The following is a 17,803-nucleotide window of genomic DNA, read 5'->3' on the forward strand; positions in this document are numbered from 1 at the left end:
GTGGTTCAAGGCGTGTCCTCCGAGTCCTTCGCCCCCTCGGCGTCCGCGGCGGCTCCCAGGTCCGGGAGCACGGAGTCCGCATACTCCAGGCGGACCTTGGGCGCGTCGGGCAGCGGCATCACCATGCGTGGCTTCGCGTCGATACCGTACTCCACCACCTCCATGGAATGGGCGATGCCGGGAATCTCCATCTTCACCAGGTTCAACAGTGGAATCTCCCGGCTGACCCAGATGCGCTTGATGACGGTGCCCTTGAAGACGACCTCCACCGGGACGGCCGTCACCGTGCCGGCGAGCGTCATCAGTCGCGTCTCCTTGCCGGAGCGTATCACGGGCGTGATGCCCGCGGGGGCGGGGGCCCTGGCCGCGGCGGCGCGCTCCTGCTGCACGTGCGCCTGGGCCTCCTTCTGCTCCTTCAGCACATGGTCCAGGGCGTCCTGCGAGTACTCCTGGGGCCGGTCGAAGGGGCCGCCGACGTAGAGGCGGGAGATGGTGTCGTAGCGAATCTCGTCGCCCTCGCGCGCCACCAGCATGCGCATCTGCATGAGGGGCGACTTCATGGCCGGGTGCGTGCCCGCCTCCAGCTCCACCCACACCGCGTCGCGGCCGGACTTGTCCTTGTCCTCGCCCACCACCGCGGTGCGCCAGTAGAAGACGCGCAGGCCGCCGCCGTCGAAGCGGTACGTCACCCAGTCGCCCACCTTCGCGGCGCGGGCGCCCTTGGACATGTGCTGCATCAACGCGCGCGCGGCCGGATGCATCTGCGCGCCCGCCGGAGCCGCCACCAGCAGCGCCGCCACCAACAGAAACGCCCTCACTTCCCACCCTCCCCCTTCTTCTTCACCTTCTCGTACGTCTCGCGGCTCTCGCGCACGGCCTCGTCGTTGGGCACGCCGTCCGGCCGGTCCGAGCCCACCCACAGCTGCATCACCGCCGTCACGCCCTCGTCCACCGAGGACAGCGTCGTCACCACCTGCTCGCCCTTGCGCGCGTGCTCCAACGTCACCCGCGTGGCGCCGCCGAGCTCGAGCGCGGACTGGCGCACCGGCTCGTAGCCCCGGCGCTCCATCTCCGCCGACACCCGCTGCTGCACCTGCGTCAGCCCTCCGGACACCAGCGAGGTGCGGCTCTGCGAGCCACCCGGGTCGTCCCGTGTGGACACGTCCTGGCTGTAGAGCGAGCCCTCCAGCGTCACCAGCCCCGGCGCGGGCTTCTTCGGCGGCCGCACCCACAAGTCTCTCAGCACCGTGAAGCCCAGCGTCTTGCCCAGGTGCCGGCGCAGCACGACGCCGCGCTGCAGGCCCTGGCGCGTGAACAGGGCGGACACCACGCCCTCCTCCTCCAGGTCGCCCTCCACCACCGTGGGGTAGCCCTCCTCCTGCCACTTCTTCGCGAAGTACGCGGCCACCTTCTTCATCGGGTCCGGCGTGGTGAAGTACGCCAGCCGGTAGTACTCACCGCCGATGACCAGGTCATTGCCGATGCGCGTGTGCAGCGTGCCCGGGTAGACGGGCAGCTCCTGCTCCGCGGCGGCGGGCAGCACGGCCAACAGCGCGCACACCAGCGCGAGCCGGGCCCCCACCCTACTCACAGGGAACCTTGTCATCCTGCTCATCGTTCTGGGTGGCTTCCGGCCGGGGGTCGGGGTCCGACGGGTCGTCCGCCATGGGGCGCTTGCAGCCCATGTAGTACTCGCCGCGCGCCTTGTAGACCTTGATGTAGTTGCTGTTGCCGTACGTCATCTCGTCGCGGAAGGGCGCGGTGTCGAAGCAGTCCGGGCGCTCGTGGTCCAGCAGCTCGAACTTGTCCTTGTGCATGACGTGCAGACCGCCGGTGGGCTGGTCCTCGTAGCCGACGAGTCCGTTGCAGTCCGAGCGCTGCGACTTGAGGCTGTAGTTGCGGGAGATGACGAAGGTGCCCAGGAAGTTGGGCAGCACCAGCGCCACCTTGTCCAGGACGCCGCCGATGCCCAGGCTGTCCAGCGCGTTGCCGAACCCCAGGAACACCATGCGGTTCACCTGCTTGTAGACGCCGTGCGGCTTGTCCAGGTCTCCACCGGTGTGCTGGCCGGCGCGCCGCGAGCGGACGATGGCGTCACCACCATCCGGCATGTGCCAACCATTCGCGTACATGGAGTACTTGGACTTCAGGTGCAGGCTGGCGAGGCTGTGCCCGCCGTACGTGTCCACCTTGGCGAACCCCTGGTCCTCCGCCTGGAGGTACTTCTTGGGGAGGATGACGTTGTCGAAGTCCATCTCCACCTCGGACTCGACCCAGCCCTTGTTGTTGAACCCCCACCGGCCCAGCATCCATTCGGCGCCGTTGCTGATGGGGTTGAGGATGGAGCCCGCCAGGCCGCCGCCCTCGCTGGTGCTGGGGCTGCCCAGCATGCCGGACTCGAGGAAGTCGATTTCCTTGTTGGTGAGGGTGCCCTGCACGTTCTGGTAGCGCGCGATGAGGTTCCCCGCGCGCCCGTTGGGCTCCACCGAGTCCATGTCCTTGTAGCGCTCCACCCACTCCTCGTGGGCTTCCTTGCGCGCGTCCTCGAAGGCGGCGTCGTGGTCCCCGGTGGCGAAGTCGGAGAGCGCGTAGCTGGTCATCTCCCAGACGGCGTAGCGCGCCGCCTCCTGGAGCTTCAGCTTCGCGCGCACCAGCTCCGTCAGGTACATGCTGAACAACAGAATCATCACGAGGACGGGCACGGAGAGCGCGAACTCGACCGTGGCGGCCCCGCGCAGGTGTCTCTTCGGGTGGCGGGCACGCATGGTGTTTCTCAGTGGGTCATGATCTTCGGCGCGAGCCCGCCGAGGCCGGCCGGGAGCGAGTCCAGCATCGTTCCAATCTTCGGGAGCTGGCTGCGGCCCTGGTACACGGACGCGAGGCGCGGGCGCCAGTACGGGTTGAAGAAGTTGGGATGCTCCGCCCAGTTGCCCGGCCGGTGGTAGTACGTCTGTCCGCGCGAGACGACGTTGAGTCCCTCGACGAGGCCGAGGAACTTCTTCCGGTCGTTCATCATCTCCAGCCCGTCCGTGTCGCCGGTGAAGCTGAACTTCACCTTGCCCTGGTCGTTGAGCAGCGCCGGAGCGTTGGTGCCCGTCCCGTCGACGTTGTTCTTGTTGACGATCTGCTCGGGCGTCTTGTTGAGCGCCACCCAGGTGCTGGGCTGGTTGAAGTCCTGCTGCCGCTTCGCCGCGTTGAGCATGTCCGCGTTGGCGACGGGGTTGCACGTGTCGCCGTACTGGCCGGGCTCGAAGTGCATGAAGGGCGTGAGGCCGCCCCAGGGGTGGTTGTGGTCCTGCACGGGCCGGATGTTGGCGGTGAAGACCTTCGTCCGGGCCCAGCACTTGCGCAGGAGCTGGAGGACGCAGATTTCATACTCGTTGATGCCGTAATCGCGCTCGGCGCGGCCGCGCGGCGCCTGGTGGCCCACCCAGCGCTCGGGGTTGCTCGGGTAGTTCACGCGCCAGTGGAGCCCGCCCTTGGTGGCCCCGCTGTCGGTGTCGTTGAGCGCCCAGATGCTGGTCTTCATCATGTGCTTGTAGGGCAGCTTGGACGAGTCGCGGCTGGGGACGCCCTTGTCCTTGCGGTTGTCGCCGAAGCACATCCAGTAGTCGTCGGTGTTCTTGCACGACACCGGGTTGTCCGCCTTGCCCACCTTGACGTCGATTTCGGCGGGGCCGAACTTCAGCCAGTACGGGTCATCCGAGCCGAGGTTGTCGCCCTGGGTCGTCATGCCCCACGGGTTGAGGCTGTCGTTCCAGTCGCGGATGTAGCTGCGGGCGTCGTTGCCGGGGCCGCTTCCCAGCTTCAGGGCGCGGACGTTGGGGAAGCCGGTGGACAGCATGCGCGTCTGGCCAATCTTCCCGAAGCTGAAGCCCGGGATGTCCACGCCGTCGCTGAGGACGTCGCGCAGGAAGCCGAGCATGTCCGGCAGCGGCAGCAGGTTGCCGAGGCGCCGGTTGGTGACGAAGCCCTCCGGGCACACGCCCCCCTCCGCGTCGCAGCCGTAGCGCGTGGCGTTGGTGATGCCGCCCATGGCGCGCTTGGCGCGGGCGATGGGGTCATTGGCCGCCTTCTTCGTCACGTCCAGCGCGCCGAAGGGGTTCTTCCACGTGCGCGGATCCAACGGCTTGCCGCCCGCAGCCGAGTTGTGGGCCTGGCTGAAGAGGCACTCGCTGTAGAGCCCCGTCGCGAGCTGGCTGGCCAGCGAGCTGATGTTCTTGTCGTTCGCGTCCAGCACGGCCTGCGTCGTCTGCGTCACGTGCGTGGACGCGGACACCATGACGGCCTGGGACGCGAAGTACATCACCCCGTTGAGCACGCGGTGCGCGGGGATGACGTAGCGGCCGATGGGCAGGTCCGGATTCGCACCGCGTAACAACTGCTGGAACGGCCTGAGGAAGACGTTCCGGTACATGGTCATGATGCGGCCGATGGCCTTCAATATCTGACTCACGTACGGGATGACGTTCTCAAGGATGGGGCACGCTATCTTCCAGAAGACGCCGCTCGGGGTGCCCGCGCACGGGTTGAGCGTCTTCATGAACCCGTACAGGTCCGTGAAGAAGCCCTCCGCGGAGTAGATGAGGGACAGCAGGGACTGCCACATCATGGCCGACACGTAGTGCGACACCTGCGTGCGGTTGGCGTACGCGTAGAAGTTGAACGCGCGCGCCTCCATGGCGGCCATGGAGTACGAGGCCGCGTCCGCGGTGTTCTGCAGGCGGATGCGCTCATGCACGGTGTGGCCGATGTTGACGGTGGTCAGCACCGCGATGGACATGACCAGCACCATCAGCGCGGCCAGCACCAGCGCCTGGCCTTCCTGGCGGCGGAAACTCTGTCGGAGGGTCCGGGTGAACATGAAAACGGTGCGTCCTCTTACAGGCCCCACTCGGGATTGAGGTGCATGATCCACTTGCGGTGGAAGTTGGACTGCATGCGCATGGTGTACGTGGCCGACAGCGGGATGAAGTAGCGCTTGCCCACCACGTCGGAGATGAGCGGGATGCTGCCGTTGGCGAGCCGCCACAGCACCTCCAGCTCCAGCGGGTAGAGCGTGTTGTAGCCGCGCTCGTGCTCCAGGGCTCCGCGGGCCGCCATGGCCTCCAGGCCTTTGATGTTGCCGTCGGACATCATGTTGACGTCGCGGCCCGCGCCCATCGTGAAGACGGGCCGGTCGATGGCGCCCTTGAGCGCGACGCCCGCGTTGGAGGCGAACCACGAGTAGAAGATGATCCAGTTCGCGAAGGGCACGCGCAGCTGGTACCAGTAGCGCAGGCGGATGGTGAGCCGCGTGGACTTCCGGTAGACGAGCTCCGTGTCGTCAGGCTCCGGCAGGTTGAAGAACTTGCGAATCTTGTTCTCCAGCGCCGGCACCTCCGGGAAGCTGTCCGGCCCGTCGAAGTCCAGCTCCTTCCAGTTGTAGCCGGAGCGCAGCTTCCACAACGAGTCGATGGGGGAGAAATACGCCGGGCTGATGGTGTCCACCCGGATCATCCCGAAGAGGTTGGACCCGTTGACGGTGCGAGGCACGCGGCCGCCACCGAAGTTCAGCGCGCGCATCGCGTGGTCATACGCCGTGTGCAGCGCGAACGTCTTCGCCAGGTTACCGATGTCGTTGGTGGCGCCCATGGTGGGCAGGAGCGCGATGATGGCCGCATCGTGCATGCGCTCGTTGTTGCCGTTCCACACGATGCCGGCCCGCGCCGCCTGATACGCGGCGTACTCGGTCATCAGCTTCGCGTGCTGCATCATCGTGAGCTGGATGATTCCCAGCGTCATGAAGACGGTCAGCGGCATGATCATCGCCGCCTCGACCGCCGCTTGACCCGACTGCGCGCGTGATGCCCCTCGCGCCCGCCCACCGACTACTTCCTGTCCCATGCCGGAAGTATCCGCTGGGACTGTGCTGTTTTACATCCGTCAAATGGACACACTGAGCCATGTTTCAGCTCGTGTTTTCATTCGCTCAGAAATAGCAGTCAGTCATTTCGAGGGATCAGCGGATTTCGGGGCGGCTTTGCGACTTGAGGGCTTGCTGTCGAGCAGGCGGCGAGCATCGCGAGCAACGCTGGAGTACGGGTCCTCGGCGATGAGCCGCTCGCAGCCGTCGCCCGGGTTCTGCAGGGCGAGCTCCGCGCCGCACAACCGGTTGAGGAGCGCGAGCCGCTCCGTCCCCGTGACTCCCGGAGTCCGCAGCGCCGAGCGCAACAGCGCGGCCTCCTGGGCACGCTCTCCCGCGCGATTCGCCTCCTGAGCCAGACGTGAAAGTTCCTTCACGGAGGGCGCGGGCTCCTTCGGGCCAGCGGACGACGCCCCGAGCTCGGCCTGCTTCGCCTTCTTCGCGGGCGCCTGCTCCGGGGCGGGCGCGCGGCGCTCGGCGACGGACTCCGACCGGGCGACGGCACCGGTGGCCACGCCGACGCCGCCGACGGGCGAAGACTCGGGAGCCGCCGCGGGCGCGCGCGCCACGGACGCCGGCGGGGGCGGAGGAGCCATGTTGGTGGGCGCGGGCGCAGCGGACGGTGTGGCGGGCATGGACTGCGCGTACGCGGAGTCCATTTCCGCAGGCGCCTCGGCCGCGACGCCCTCGAAGGACTCGTCGTCGTTGGTGGAAGCGCCCTTGCCCAGGGCCCCACCGCGCAGCCGGAGCGCGTCCTGCTTCATCTCCTCTTTCCCAGCTCCGCCCGGGGCATCGCGAGTCGCCACCTCCAGCGGACGCTCCTCGTCCGCCGGGGCGGCCTTCTCCTCCAGGGCGGCCTTCATCGGGGCCGGCTTCGACATCTGCGGCTGCGAGGTGGACTCACGCTCGGAGTCCCAGGACGTCTTGGAGAGCTTGCGCTTCGGCCGCGACGAGTCCTTGCGGATACCTGGCTCGAACCCGCCGCTTCCATCATCCAGGTCCGCGGCGCGGCCCATTTCCTTCGCGGGCGCCTTGTCCTGGCCGTCGTACTCGGCGGGGGTGGCCTGCGCGACAGGAGCCTGCGCGGGCGCGGGCGCCGCGGCATTCGCGGCCACGGGAGCGGGCGCGGCGGGCGCGGACGCAGTGTCCTTCTTCGCCGCTTCGGACTTCGCGTGGCTCAGGTCGAGCTGCGTGAGGGCGGGGTCCCTCGCCTGGATGGCGAGGATGCCGAAGGTCGCCACGGAGGCCAGGCCCACCACCGGCAGCAGCCAGCGGCGCCAGCGCGAGGGCTTCGGCTCGGGGCCGGCGGCGGCGCGGCGCGCGGCCTGCTGCGCGTAGGCCAGCAGCGACTCGAGCCCGGCGTCCGGCGCGGGCTCCGAGGAGAGCTGGGCCATGGTGGCGCGCACGCCACGAATGTCGTCGAGGGCCTGGGTGCACCGGGCGCAGCCAGACAGGTGCGCCTCCATGGCCCGGGCCTCGGTGTGGGGCAGCTCGCCGTAGGCGAAGTCGAGGAGCCGGTCCTCGTGCGCGTGGGCATTCTGCGGATTCATCCCGTCACCGTCCTTCCGTCCTCGGCGAGGTCGCCGTCCACGCCCATGTCCGCCAGGCGTCGCCGCAACCCGTCGAGCGCGTAGCGCATCCGGCTCTTCACGGTGTTCTCGGACACGCCCGTCACCTCGGCGATGTCCTTGAAGGGAATGCCGCTGTACTCACGCAGGATGAACACCTCTCGCTGCTCCTCCGGGAGGGACGCCAGGGCGCGCTCCAGCAGGGGGCGCAGGCGGGCGTTGTATGCACCGCGCTCGGGGCTGGCGCCCGTGTCTGGCAGACCTTCGCCCAGCGGGCGCCCCTCTTCCCCGTCCGCACCCGCCGCGGGGGCTTCCAGGGACGACGCCTGGCGGTAGCTCTCTTTGCGCGCGCTATCCACGCAGAGGTTCCTCGCAATCGTATAGAGCCAGGTCGTGAACTTCGCCTTGGGCGTGTACTCGCCGGCGCTCCGTACCACCTTCAGCCACGTCTCTTGCAGCACGTCCTCCGCCCGTGCCCGATGCCCGACGAATCGAAGGATGAAGTTGAACACCGGCGTCCGGTGCTTGCGCACCAACGCCTCGAACGCGCGCGCGTCCCCCGCCTGGAAGGCGAGCATCAGCCGCTCGTCTGAGGTCTCCGGTCCCAACACTCCCCCATCTCTCCTGGAGCACCCGACACCCTGGCCCCTCCTCAACCCGTGCCGACATAACGGGCGGCGGGCCGCGAAGGTCTATCCCGGGCGTGGCCTCCGGTAAGTGGCGAGAATGACAGGGAGCGCCACTGCTGTCACGAGGGCGGCCTGGGCCAGCAACACCGCCGGTAGGGGGCGCTGGACATGCACCTGGAGCGAGCGGCCGAGCGCCAGCCCCAGCAATACCCCGGTCAGCGTCCGGACGGCGTTGGAGCCGGCCGCCGGGCGGAAGCGCCCCACCGCCCAGTCCACCAGGGCGGGCAGCGTGAGGGCCAGCACCACCGGGATGTCCCAGCGCCACTCGCGCGGCGCGCGCAGGGCGAACAGCCCCACGAGGGTGAGGAGCATCACCGGGTACGTGCCCAGGCAGCGCGCGCAGACGCGCACGCCCCCCAGCACATAGGTCCGGTTGTATTCATCCGGGTGATGGTGGCTGAGCCAGAACACCGGCATCACCTCCGGAGGCGGGGGCGGGAGCGACTTCGCGCGAGTCGCCCTCCGCGAGAAAACAAGCGGCCGAGTGTCCGCCGCCGAGCGGGTACAGCGGCGGCGACTCGCGCCGGCAGCGCTCCATGGCGTGGGGGCAGCGCGGGTGGAAGGCGCAGCCGGACGGTGGATTCAGCGGTGACGGCGGCTCGCCCGGCACCAGCAGCCGGGTGGCGCGCGCGCGGCCCGGGTCCGGCACGGGGACGGCGGACAGCAGCGCCTGTGTGTACGGGTGACGCGGGCGGCGGTAGAGCTCGGCCGAGGGCGCCAGCTCCACGATGCGGCCCAGGTACATGACGGCCACGCGGGTGGAGACGTATTCGACGATTTTGAGGTCGTGCGCGATGAAGACGTAGGTGAGGCCGCGCTCGCGCTGCAGGTCCACCAGGAGGTTGACGATCTGCGCCTGGATGGAGACGTCCAGCGCGCTGATGGGCTCGTCGGCCACCACGAGGTCCGGACGCAACGCAATGGCACGTGCAATGCCGATGCGTTGGCGTTGTCCGCCGGAGAACTCATGGGGGTAGCGGTCCAGTGCCTCGCGCGGCAGGCCCATGGCGTCCACCAGCGAGGCCACCTCGCGCTCCCGCTCGCCGCGCTCGCGCGCGAGGCCGTGGATGGCGAAGGGCTCTCCGAGAATCTCCCGCACCGTCATCCGCGGATTGAGCGAGGCGTACGGGTCCTGGAAGACGAGCTGCATGCGCCGACGCAGCGGGCGCAGCTGGCGCTGGGACTGGCCCGTCAGCTCCTGCCCGTCGAAGCGGATGGAGCCGGCGGTGGGCTCCACCAGCCGCAGCAGCGCGCGTCCCAGCGTGCTCTTGCCGCAGCCGCTCTCCCCCACCAGGCCGAGCGTTTCGCCACGCACGACGTCGAAGCTCACGCCGTCCACGGCCTTCACCGCGCCGCGCACGCGCCCCAGCAGGCCCCCGCGCACGGGGAAGTGGACCTTGAGGTCCCGGACCTGGAGCAATGGCGCGGTGCTCATGGCGCGGGCACCGGGTTGTGGCAGGCGGCGAGCTGCCCGTCGCGCTTGGGCTCCAGCGGCGGCACCACGCGCGCGCACACGTCGAGCGCGCGGTCGCACCTGTCCCGGAACGCACAGCCGGAGGGCAGCTTCCGCAGCGAGGGCACCATGCCGGGAATGGCCTGGAGCCTCCGTCGCGAGGCCGCCTCCCCCGTCGCCACCTGGAGCGACGGAATGGAGCGCAAGAGCCCCGCCGTGTACGGGTGCGCGGGCCGGGAGAACAGCTCGCGCACCGGCGCCCGCTCCACCACTCGGCCCGCGTACATCACCACGACGGTGTCGCAGCTCTCCGCCACCACGCCCAAGTCGTGCGTAATCAGCATCACCGCCATGCCGCGCTCGCCCTGGAGCCGCTTGAGCAGCTCCAGAATCTGCGCCTGGATGGTGACGTCCAGCGCGGTGGTGGGCTCGTCGGCGATGAGCAGCGCCGGGTCACACGCCAGCGCCATGGCAATCATCACCCGCTGCCGCATGCCGCCGGAGAGCTGGTGCGGATACGCGTCCACGCGCTCGCCTGGCGCGGGGATGCCCACCTGCCGCAGCATCTCCACCGCCCGCTCACGCGCCTGCGAGCGCGAGGCGCCCAGGTGCAGCCGCACGCCTTCGGCAATCTGCTCCCCCACGGTGAAGACGGGGTTGAGCGACGTCATCGGCTCCTGGAAGACCATGGCCGCGTGGTGGCCGCGCACGCGGCGCAGCTCCGCCTCGGGCAGCTTCAGCAAGTCCCTTCCCTGGAAGAGGACCTCGCCGCCCACCACGCGCACCGGAGGATTCGGCGCCAGCCGCAGCACGGACAGGGCGGTGAGGCTCTTGCCGCAGCCGCTCTCCCCCACCACGCCCACCGTGCCACCCGGAGGCACGGAGAAGGACACCCCGTCCACCGCGCGCACCGGGCCCTCTTCGAGGGACAGCTCCGCGGTGAGCCCCCGGACGTCCAGGAGGGGCGCCTCCGCGGAGGGGCGCTGCACGGCGGCCGTCACTTCCTCGCCAGCTCCTCCAGGAACTCCCCTTCCTGGATGAGACCCTTGCGGATGAGCAGGCGGATGAGGCTCGCCACCATGCGGGCGGGCTTCACCTTCTCCGTGTCCAGCGAGGCCTCCTCACCGCGGGAGATGCGCTCGATGTCGTCGAGGACGGCCAGGTCCTCGTCGGAGAACTGCGGCGTCGGCGTGAGCTGCACCGAGGGACGCGCCCCCTGCGCCGCGCCACCGAACAGCACCACCGGCACGCGCGGCTTGCCACCGGCCCCATCGGGAGGCGGCGGCGGCGGAGGCTTCGCGCTCGGGGTGGCGGCGGATTCGACGCCCAGCAGGTCATCCAGCACGGCCGCGCCCGGCGGCGGAGGCGGCTGGGCCTCTACGGGCGGAGGCGGCGGCGTGGCCCGCGGCGTGGGCCGCGCGGGAGCGGCCGGGGCCGCCTTGGGCATGGGCTTGGGCGCGGACTTCGGCGCCTCGGGGAAGTCCCACTCCAGCGACGCGCCCGAGCCCACCGGCGGAGGCGGCGGCGTGGGCACCTCCTCGTCCAGCGGCTCGGCCTCCACGATGTCCAGCGGCTCGCCGCGCGCGCGCGCCAGCGCCGTGTCCATGTCATCCGAGGACGCGACGAAGACGCGCACCTGCTTGCGGAGCTGGAAGCGCAGCTCGTCCACCAGCGTCAAATCGCCCGGGTCCTCCACGGCGACGTGGATGCGCTCGCTGCGTCCTTCCACCTCCACGCGGAAGGGCAGCACCCGGTGCTCGGACTGGAAGTCCACGGACACCAGCGACGTGACGGCGGCGGGAATGTCCTCGGGCAGCTCCACGAAGGGCAGGCCGTGCTGGGCCGCCAGCGCGCGGGCGATGTCCACGGGCGTGCACAGCCCCTGAGACACCAGCACCTCGCCCAGCTTCTGGTGGCCCGGAGCGCCGCGGCGGCCGAGCGCCGCCCGCACCTGCTGCTCCGTCACCACGCCCGCCTCGATGAGCAGCTCTCCAATCTTCTTGCGCATGGGCCGGGGCTACCGCTTGACCTTGGCGAGGTACTCCTCGCGAGAGAACACGCCCTTCTCGATGAGCAGCTCCACCATCGCCTTGAGGGCGGCGACCTCCTTGCGCTGCACGTCCTCCACGCTGCGCAGGAGCTCCGCGGGGCTGCCACCGCCGGACGGGCGCACCGCGGGCGTCTCCGTGCTCGGGCGCGTGGCGGCGGGCGGCGGCGTGGGACGGGCACCGGCGGGAGCGGCGGCCACGGCGGCGGCCGCCGGGTCCAGGTCCTTCAGGTTCTTCACCACCGTGCGGCCCTGCGCGTCCACCACCTTGAAGTTGGTGTCCGCGTCCTCCAGCTCCGCGTTCTCCTCGTAGATGCGCGAGAAGGCCCGGGCGATGGAGCTGCGGCCCGCCACGTTGGGGACGATGCGGCACTTCGTCACGGCGCGCAGCTCGTCCAGCATCCGCACGTTGAGCGGGTCGGACATCGCCACCACCAGCGTCTTGCCATCGTCGCGCAGTTGGAGCGGCAGTACGGAGAAGTCCCGCGCCGTCTGCGCGGAAATCTTCGCCTTCACGTGCGGCGGCACCATCTGCACCGCGTCCAGGTTCACCGCCGGCATGCCAAGCTGCTTGGACAACGCGCGCACCAGGATGTCCTCGGAGACGAGGCTCATCCGCACCAGGATCTCGCCGAGCTTTCCGCCCCACTTCGCCTGTTCGGCGAGCGCGGCCTTGAGCTGGCTCTCCTGCAGCACGTTCGCCTTGATCAGCAATTCTCCAAGCTTGATCTGTGCCATGTCGTGGGAAGCACTCTAGATCGACTCGGCGGTCAGCGCCCCTTCTTCCACGCCTGCCCGGTCAGGAACCCGGCGCCGCCGCCGGAGGCTCGGACGAGGCGGGAGGCTGCGAGGGGGCCCCGGGCGGCAGCTCCCGGCCCTGCTCGTCCACCTGGACCACCTTGGCGCCCTCGGGGGGGAGCAGCTCGTACAGGGTCAGGTCCGGCCGCCCGTTGAGGGAAATCTGCTGGTAGCGGAGCTGGAGGCGCGTCTTCGCCTGCTCGGCCACCAGCTCCACCTTGCCGGGGAAGATGAGGGAGCCCTTCTCCTGGAAGTCGTCGAAGCCCAGGTCGTACCCCGGGATGCCCCGGACCTGGCTCTTCATCACCCGCAGGTATTTGGTGTGCACCTGGAGCACCTGGGTGGCCTGCCCCCGGAAGAGCGTCAACACGTAGACACCCTCCTTGCGGTCCAGCTCCAGCGTCATCCGCTCCGGGGGGATGAGCGGCACCTGGCCGAGCATGATGGCCACCAGCTCCTGGTTGGGCAGCACCACCGGCAGGAAGCGCGACACGTTCTCCGGGCTCGCGGGCCCATGGAACCAGGTGTTTGTCTCCGTCTGGTAGAGCCCGAAGCCCTTCCCGTCCGACACCAGGGAGGCGAGCGGGCGGTTGAAGAAGTCGAACGTCTCCAGGTGCAGGAGGGCCGGCCGCGTGACGGACACGAACATGCTCAGCGTGCCGCTGCCCTGGGGGGACTCGACGCGCAGCTTGGAGTCGCCCTCCAGGGTGAGGATGTTGTCCTGGTTCTCCCTGACGCGCTGGTAGACGACGTTCGCATCGGTGAGCTCGCCCTCGGGGCCGAACTCGATTCGCTTGGGGCAGGCAGAACAGAAGGCTGCCAGGAAGATTGCGGCGGCTGCGCGGTTCATATGTCCTAGTCTGGGCCAGGCCGCCCTGCCCGGTCACCCACCAATGAGCCTGAACGACATCCTCCATTACCTCCGCCTGGGCGGCGTCACCCTCGCCCTGCTGATTCTCGCCTCCGTCATCGCGCTCGTCGTGGCGATTGAGCGGCTCATCGCCCTGTGGGGAGTGAGCGAGCGCTCCCGCACGCTGGGCGAGACGGTGAACAAGCACCTGCTGCGCGGTGACGTGGCCGCGGCCCGCACCGCCGCCGAGCGCTCCGACTCGGTGGCCGCCGACATCTTCCTCGCCGGTTTCGACAGGCTGGAGCGCGCCCGCGCCAACGGCGGTGCCGGTGTGGAGGCCGCCGTGGAGCGCGAGCGCGCCCAGGTCGGCCTCAAGCTGCGCCGCAACCTGTGGATGCTCGCCACCATCGGTTCGATTACGCCCTTCGTCGGCCTGTTCGGCACGGTGGCGGGCATCATGCGCTCGTTCAAGGACCTCGGCCTGGACGTGGAGTCCGGCGGCACCGGCGGCAGCGCGGCGGTGATGACGGGCATCTCCGAGGCGCTCGTCGCCACCGCCGTGGGCATCCTCGTCGCGGTGCAGGCGATGCTCTTCTACAACTACTTCCAGGCCCGCCTGTCGCGCGTGCTGGTGGAGCTGCGCCTGCTGGGCGACGAGTTCGTGGAGCTGCTCAAGGAGCGCGCCTCGGGCGCTCCCCTGTCCCCCGAGCCCGCCCCCACTCGCGAGTCACAGCCGCCCACCGTGCCGCGCACCGACGCGAAGCTGGCCTAGTGCCGGAGAACCTCCACCATGGCCATGGGAAAGACGCCGGGTGACAGCGAGGGCGACGAGGGCGTCTTCGCGGAAATCAACATCACCCCCCTCACCGACATCTTCCTGGTGCTGCTCATCATCTTCATGGTGACCAGCTCCGTCATCGTCCAGCAGGGGCCCGGCGGCGGCGCGAAGGCCGGCCTCAAGGTGAACCTGCCCAAGGGCGGCGCCGCGGACGTCACCGCGAAGAGCACGGACTTGTCCGTGGCGGTGCTCGCGGACGGGCGCTTCGTGCTCGCCGGCAACGTCGTCTCCGAGGAGGAGCTGCGCAAGACGTTCGACGACGCGAGGCTCAAGGACCCGGACACCGTGGTCATCGTCCAGGCCGACGAGGGCGTCCCCCACGGCACCGTGGTGCAGGTGATGGAGCTCGCGAAGAAGGCCGGCCTCGGGCAGCTCGCCATCGGCGTGCGAGAAGGCGAGTAGCTTCGGCGCTCGCGGGCCTCGAGGCCCCCGCGAAAACACAGAGGCCACCCGGGCTGCAGGTGCCCAGGTGGCCTCGGGTGTTTCAGGCGCCCCGCTTCCCGGGGCGGTGACTCAGACGGTGCCGAAGGCGGCGTCCGTGATGTCCATCGGCGAGGTGTCCTCGGCGGCAATCAGGCGCGCGGCCTGCTCCACGCCGGGCAGCACGTTGCGGGCGTAGAAGAGGGCGCTGAACTTCTTGCCCTCGTAGTAGGCGCGGTCCGGGTGGTCCGCGGACAGCGAGCCCTTGGCCTTCTCCGCGATGACGGCCGCGTCCAGCAGCAGCCAGCCCACCGCCACCTCGGACATCATCTGCAGGAAGCGGTTGGAGGACAGCGGAATCAGCGGGAACTTCGCGCCGTCCTGCGACCAGCCGAAGATGGTCATCGCGCTGGCCATGAGGGCCTCCTGCGCGGAGGCCAGCGTCTTCACGGCCTCGCCGTACACGGCGTGCTCGCGGTTCGCCTCGATGAAGGCGCCCACGTCACCCATGAACTGCTGGAAGTGCGTGCCGCCGGCCTGGCCCAGCTTGCGGCCCACCAGGTCCATGGCCTGGATGTGGTTGGTGCCCTCGTAGATGGAGAAGATCTTCGAGTCGCGCGTGTACTGCTCCACCGGGTAGTCCTGGATGTAGCCGGCGCCGCCGTAGACCTGGATGGCCTGGGCGCACAGGCGGAAGGCCTGGTCGGAGCCGTAGGCCTTCACCAGCGGGGTGAGCAGCTCCACCTGGCCGCGGTGGTAGGTGGCCGCGTCATCGTCCTTGCCGGAGAGCTGGCGCGCCTTGTCCAGGTGCATGGCCAGCTTGATGATGAGCGAGCGGATGCCCTCCACGTGCGCCTTCATGTCCAGCAGCATGCGGCGGACGTCCGGGTGCTCGATGATGGCGGCGCGGGGCGCGGTGGGGTCCTTCCACTTGGTGAAGTGCGAGCCCTGCTTGCGGTCCTTCGCGTAGTCCAGCGCGTTGTAGTACGCGGCGGACGCGAGCCCGAGGCCCTGGATGCCCACGGCGATGCGCGCGCCGTTCATCATCTTGAACATCTGGCTCATGCCGACGTGCTCGACGGTGCCCACGAGCTCGCCCACACACGCGTCGTTCTCACCGAAGTTGAGGACACAGGTGGCGGAGCCGTTGATGCCCATCTTGTGCTCGATGGAGCCCACGCCCACGTCGTTGGCCTTGCCGGCGCTGCCGTCCGCGTTGATGCGCAGCTTCGGGACGATGAACAGCGACAGGCCCTTGGTGCCCGGCGAGGCGCCGTCGATGCGCGCGAGCACGAGGTGGATGATGTTCTCCGCCATGTCGTGGTCGCCGCCGGAGATGAAAATCTTGGTGCCGCGGATGTTGTACGTGCCGTCGGCGTTGCGGCGGGCGGTGGACTTGGCCGCGCCCACGTCGGAGCCGGCGTGCGGCTCGGTGAGGCACATGGTGCCGCCCCACGTCCCGTTGAGCATGCGCTCCACGTACATCTTCTGTTGGGCGGGCGTGCCGCACTCGGCGACAACTTCCGCCGCGCCGAAGGCCAGGCCGGGGTACATGTTGAAGGCGGTGTTGGCGCCGGAGAGCAGCTCCTCCACCGTCACCTGCAGCATCATCGGCGCGCCCTGGCCGCCGTGCTCGGGGTCTACCGCGACCGTCTTGAAGCCCTGCTCGTAGAGCTTCTTCCACGCGTCCTTGAAGCCGGTGGGGGTAAAGACGGAGCCGTTCTCCACCCGGCAGCCCTCGCGGTCACCCACCGAGTTGAGGGGCCCGAGCACCTCACGCGCGAAGCGGTACGTCTCCGTGAGCACCGCCTTGGCCTCATCCGGGCCCCAGGCCTCGAAGGGGGCCTGGCCGGACACCTGGCCGAAGCCGAACTGCTCGAACAGCGTGAAGAAGATCTCTCGAAGGTCGGTCTTGTAGGTGTTGATGCCGGCGGACATGGCCACTCCTGCGTGACGGCTCGCTGCCTGCCCTCGCAGGAGGGCAATGGAGGTCAGCGGCCCGGGTGAGACGCAAGAAGTGTGGCGGCGACTGATTTTTGAGTCAACCCTGAATGACACCGCGCGTTGAGGGGCGGTCAGAACCGCCCGTCAAGCGCGAATAATTGTGACTACTTCTTCGCCTTCTTGGCGACGGGGAGCGTCGCCGTCTTGGCGGCGGGCTTCTCTCGGGGAGCGGTCTTCTTGGAGGAGGCGCCGGCGCGGCGCTCGTCCCCCTCCTCGCCCTCCTCGGGAGCCTCCTCGCCCCCGGCCGCCCCCGTGGCGCTGGCGGCCGGCGGAGCGGTGGTCAGGCTCTCGCGCGGCACCTCGACGACGATGGGCGACTGGCCGGAGCGCTGCCGGTTCTCGTCCTCGAGCGAATAGAAGAGCTGGATTTGCGAGCCGCCCTTCATCACCAGCTCACCGCGCTGGTTCTCCGCCCAGAGGTCGATTTCGACGAAGTAGCGGCCGCCGGTGCCGTGCCTGTCGCTGACGCGGCCCTTGCAGACGACGGTGTCGCCCGGCCAGACCATCTTGATGAAGCGCACGTTGTAGCGCCGCATCTGGCCGCCGCGGGCCCAGTCGCTGATGAGCTGGCCCAGCATGCCCATGACGAGCATGCCGGGGGCGTAGACGCTCGGCATGCCCACGCTCTTGGCGTAGACCTCGTCCACGTGGACGGGGTTGTAGTCGCCGGAGGCGCCGGCGTAGCGGGAGAGCTGCACGCGGTCGACGGGTGCCTTGGCCAGGGCCGGCAGCTCGTCACCGACGCGGATGGACTCGAAGTACAGCTTGCGCGCGGGCATCACGGCGTCTCCTTGGTGGCGCGGACCACCAGCGTCCGGCGGGCGCGGAACACGAGATTGCCCTCCTCGTCACGGCCCTCGTCCTCGATGACGGCGATGTCCATGCGCCCGGAGATGCCGGGGCGCTCGAACACGTCCGACACGCGGGTGGACACGTAGATGCGGTCTCCCGCGAAGATGGGCCGCTCGTAGTCGAAGCCCTGCTCGGCGTGCAGCAGGCTCTTGATTCCCACGCCGAGCAGCTCCCGCAGGTCCGCCGCGGAGTGGAAGGACGCGGGGAACGTGGGGGGCGCGATGATGGTGGGATAGCCGGACGCCCGAGCGTACTCCTCGTCGTAGTAGATGGGGTTGTAGTCGCCAATCGCCTCCGCGAAGCGGCGGATGGCACCCTTCTCGACCTCGTTGAGTGTCGGTGGCGAAGCGCGACCGATCGCGTTCTTGTCCAACATGTC

General features: G+C 69.3%; 18 protein-coding genes. 2 read left to right on the forward strand and 16 right to left on the reverse strand.

The genetic code is table 11. The features are described 5' to 3' along the window. Positions 1 to 5: 5 nt before the first annotated feature. The 13 genes from ACVTJA_RS33830 to ACVTJA_RS33890 all read right to left on the reverse strand — a co-directional run bounded on the left by ACVTJA_RS33830 (position 6) and on the right by ACVTJA_RS33890 (position 13,310). Complete coding sequence (locus ACVTJA_RS33830; RefSeq protein ID WP_465825711.1) at positions 6 to 818, reverse strand: hypothetical protein; 813 nt, start codon at positions 816 to 818, stop codon at positions 6 to 8. Continuing rightward, positions 815 to 1,606, reverse strand: coding sequence for a hypothetical protein (locus ACVTJA_RS33835; RefSeq protein WP_465825713.1), 792 nt, complete (start codon positions 1,604 to 1,606; stop codon positions 815 to 817). Before ACVTJA_RS33835 ends, ACVTJA_RS33830 begins: the two co-directional genes overlap by 4 nt. Then, a complete protein-coding gene (locus ACVTJA_RS33840; RefSeq protein WP_465825716.1) occupies positions 1,584 to 2,765 on the reverse strand; it encodes a TadE/TadG family type IV pilus assembly protein in 1,182 nt (393 codons plus the stop codon). Before ACVTJA_RS33840 ends, ACVTJA_RS33835 begins: the two co-directional genes overlap by 23 nt. Positions 2,766 to 2,773: 8 nt before the next feature. Continuing rightward, positions 2,774 to 4,864 carry a Tad domain-containing protein gene (locus tag ACVTJA_RS33845; protein ID WP_465825719.1) on the reverse strand — a complete coding sequence of 697 codons (2,091 nt, stop codon included), beginning with the start codon at positions 4,862 to 4,864 and terminating at the stop codon, positions 2,774 to 2,776. Between the two features lie 17 nt (positions 4,865 to 4,881). Next, positions 4,882 to 5,886, reverse strand: coding sequence for a TadE/TadG family type IV pilus assembly protein (locus ACVTJA_RS33850; RefSeq protein ID WP_465825721.1), 1,005 nt, complete (start codon positions 5,884 to 5,886; stop codon positions 4,882 to 4,884). 102 nt (positions 5,887 to 5,988) lie between these two features. Beyond that, positions 5,989 to 7,455, reverse strand: a complete 1,467-nt coding sequence (locus ACVTJA_RS33855) for an anti-sigma factor family protein (RefSeq protein ID WP_465825724.1) — start codon at positions 7,453 to 7,455, stop codon at positions 5,989 to 5,991. After that, on the reverse strand, positions 7,452 to 8,051 hold the full coding sequence (locus tag ACVTJA_RS33860) for an RNA polymerase sigma factor (protein WP_465840574.1): 600 nt from the start codon (positions 8,049 to 8,051) through the stop codon (positions 7,452 to 7,454). The genes ACVTJA_RS33855 and ACVTJA_RS33860 overlap by 4 nt, the downstream gene beginning before the upstream one ends. Positions 8,052 to 8,165: 114 nt before the next feature. Further along, positions 8,166 to 8,573 carry a DUF2085 domain-containing protein gene (locus tag ACVTJA_RS33865; protein WP_465840575.1) on the reverse strand — a complete coding sequence of 136 codons (408 nt, stop codon included), beginning with the start codon at positions 8,571 to 8,573 and terminating at the stop codon, positions 8,166 to 8,168. Then, positions 8,542 to 9,597, reverse strand: a complete 1,056-nt coding sequence (locus ACVTJA_RS33870) for an ABC transporter ATP-binding protein (RefSeq protein ID WP_465825728.1) — start codon at positions 9,595 to 9,597, stop codon at positions 8,542 to 8,544. Before ACVTJA_RS33870 ends, ACVTJA_RS33865 begins: the two co-directional genes overlap by 32 nt. Further along, the gene (locus ACVTJA_RS33875) at positions 9,594 to 10,616 is read right to left on the reverse strand and encodes an ABC transporter ATP-binding protein (RefSeq protein WP_465825730.1); all 1,023 of its coding nucleotides are present in this window, start codon (positions 10,614 to 10,616) and stop codon (positions 9,594 to 9,596) included. The genes ACVTJA_RS33870 and ACVTJA_RS33875 overlap by 4 nt, the downstream gene beginning before the upstream one ends. Then, complete coding sequence (locus ACVTJA_RS33880; protein ID WP_465825732.1) at positions 10,613 to 11,623, reverse strand: GspE/PulE/PilB domain-containing protein; 1,011 nt, start codon at positions 11,621 to 11,623, stop codon at positions 10,613 to 10,615. Before ACVTJA_RS33880 ends, ACVTJA_RS33875 begins: the two co-directional genes overlap by 4 nt. A 9-nt stretch (positions 11,624 to 11,632) precedes the next feature. Beyond that, positions 11,633 to 12,400 carry a GspE/PulE/PilB domain-containing protein gene (locus tag ACVTJA_RS33885; protein WP_465825735.1) on the reverse strand — a complete coding sequence of 256 codons (768 nt, stop codon included), beginning with the start codon at positions 12,398 to 12,400 and terminating at the stop codon, positions 11,633 to 11,635. A gap of 61 nt (positions 12,401 to 12,461) precedes the next feature. Continuing rightward, a complete protein-coding gene (locus ACVTJA_RS33890) occupies positions 12,462 to 13,310 on the reverse strand; it encodes a DUF4292 domain-containing protein (protein WP_465825739.1) in 849 nt (282 codons plus the stop codon). A 43-nt stretch (positions 13,311 to 13,353) separates the two neighbouring features. On the opposite strand from ACVTJA_RS33890, the gene ACVTJA_RS33895 reads away from it, so the two are divergent. Both ACVTJA_RS33895 and ACVTJA_RS33900 read left to right on the forward strand, forming a co-directional pair. Then, positions 13,354 to 14,082 (forward strand): MotA/TolQ/ExbB proton channel family protein, encoded by a 729-nt coding sequence (locus ACVTJA_RS33895; RefSeq protein ID WP_465825741.1) that lies wholly within the window; start codon positions 13,354 to 13,356, stop codon positions 14,080 to 14,082. A gap of 18 nt (positions 14,083 to 14,100) precedes the next feature. Beyond that, on the forward strand, positions 14,101 to 14,550 hold the full coding sequence (locus ACVTJA_RS33900) for an ExbD/TolR family protein (RefSeq protein ID WP_465825743.1): 450 nt from the start codon (positions 14,101 to 14,103) through the stop codon (positions 14,548 to 14,550). 111 nt (positions 14,551 to 14,661) lie between these two features. Here ACVTJA_RS33900 and ACVTJA_RS33905 read toward each other — a convergent pair whose 3' ends face one another. From ACVTJA_RS33905 to ACVTJA_RS33915, 3 genes are all read right to left on the reverse strand, one after another. Beyond that, entirely contained in the window at positions 14,662 to 16,506 is a 1,845-nt protein-coding gene (locus tag ACVTJA_RS33905; protein WP_465825745.1) for an acyl-CoA dehydrogenase, read from the reverse strand. A gap of 170 nt (positions 16,507 to 16,676) precedes the next feature. Beyond that, positions 16,677 to 17,351: a MaoC family dehydratase gene (locus ACVTJA_RS33910; RefSeq protein ID WP_465825747.1), complete on the reverse strand. Its 675-nt coding sequence runs from the start codon at positions 17,349 to 17,351 to the stop codon at positions 16,677 to 16,679. After that, positions 17,351 to 17,800 (reverse strand): MaoC family dehydratase N-terminal domain-containing protein, encoded by a 450-nt coding sequence (locus ACVTJA_RS33915; RefSeq protein ID WP_163998343.1) that lies wholly within the window; start codon positions 17,798 to 17,800, stop codon positions 17,351 to 17,353. Before ACVTJA_RS33915 ends, ACVTJA_RS33910 begins: the two co-directional genes overlap by 1 nt. Positions 17,801 to 17,803 lie beyond the last annotated feature (3 nt).

It is taken from the genome of Pyxidicoccus sp. M6 (assembly GCF_055568925.1).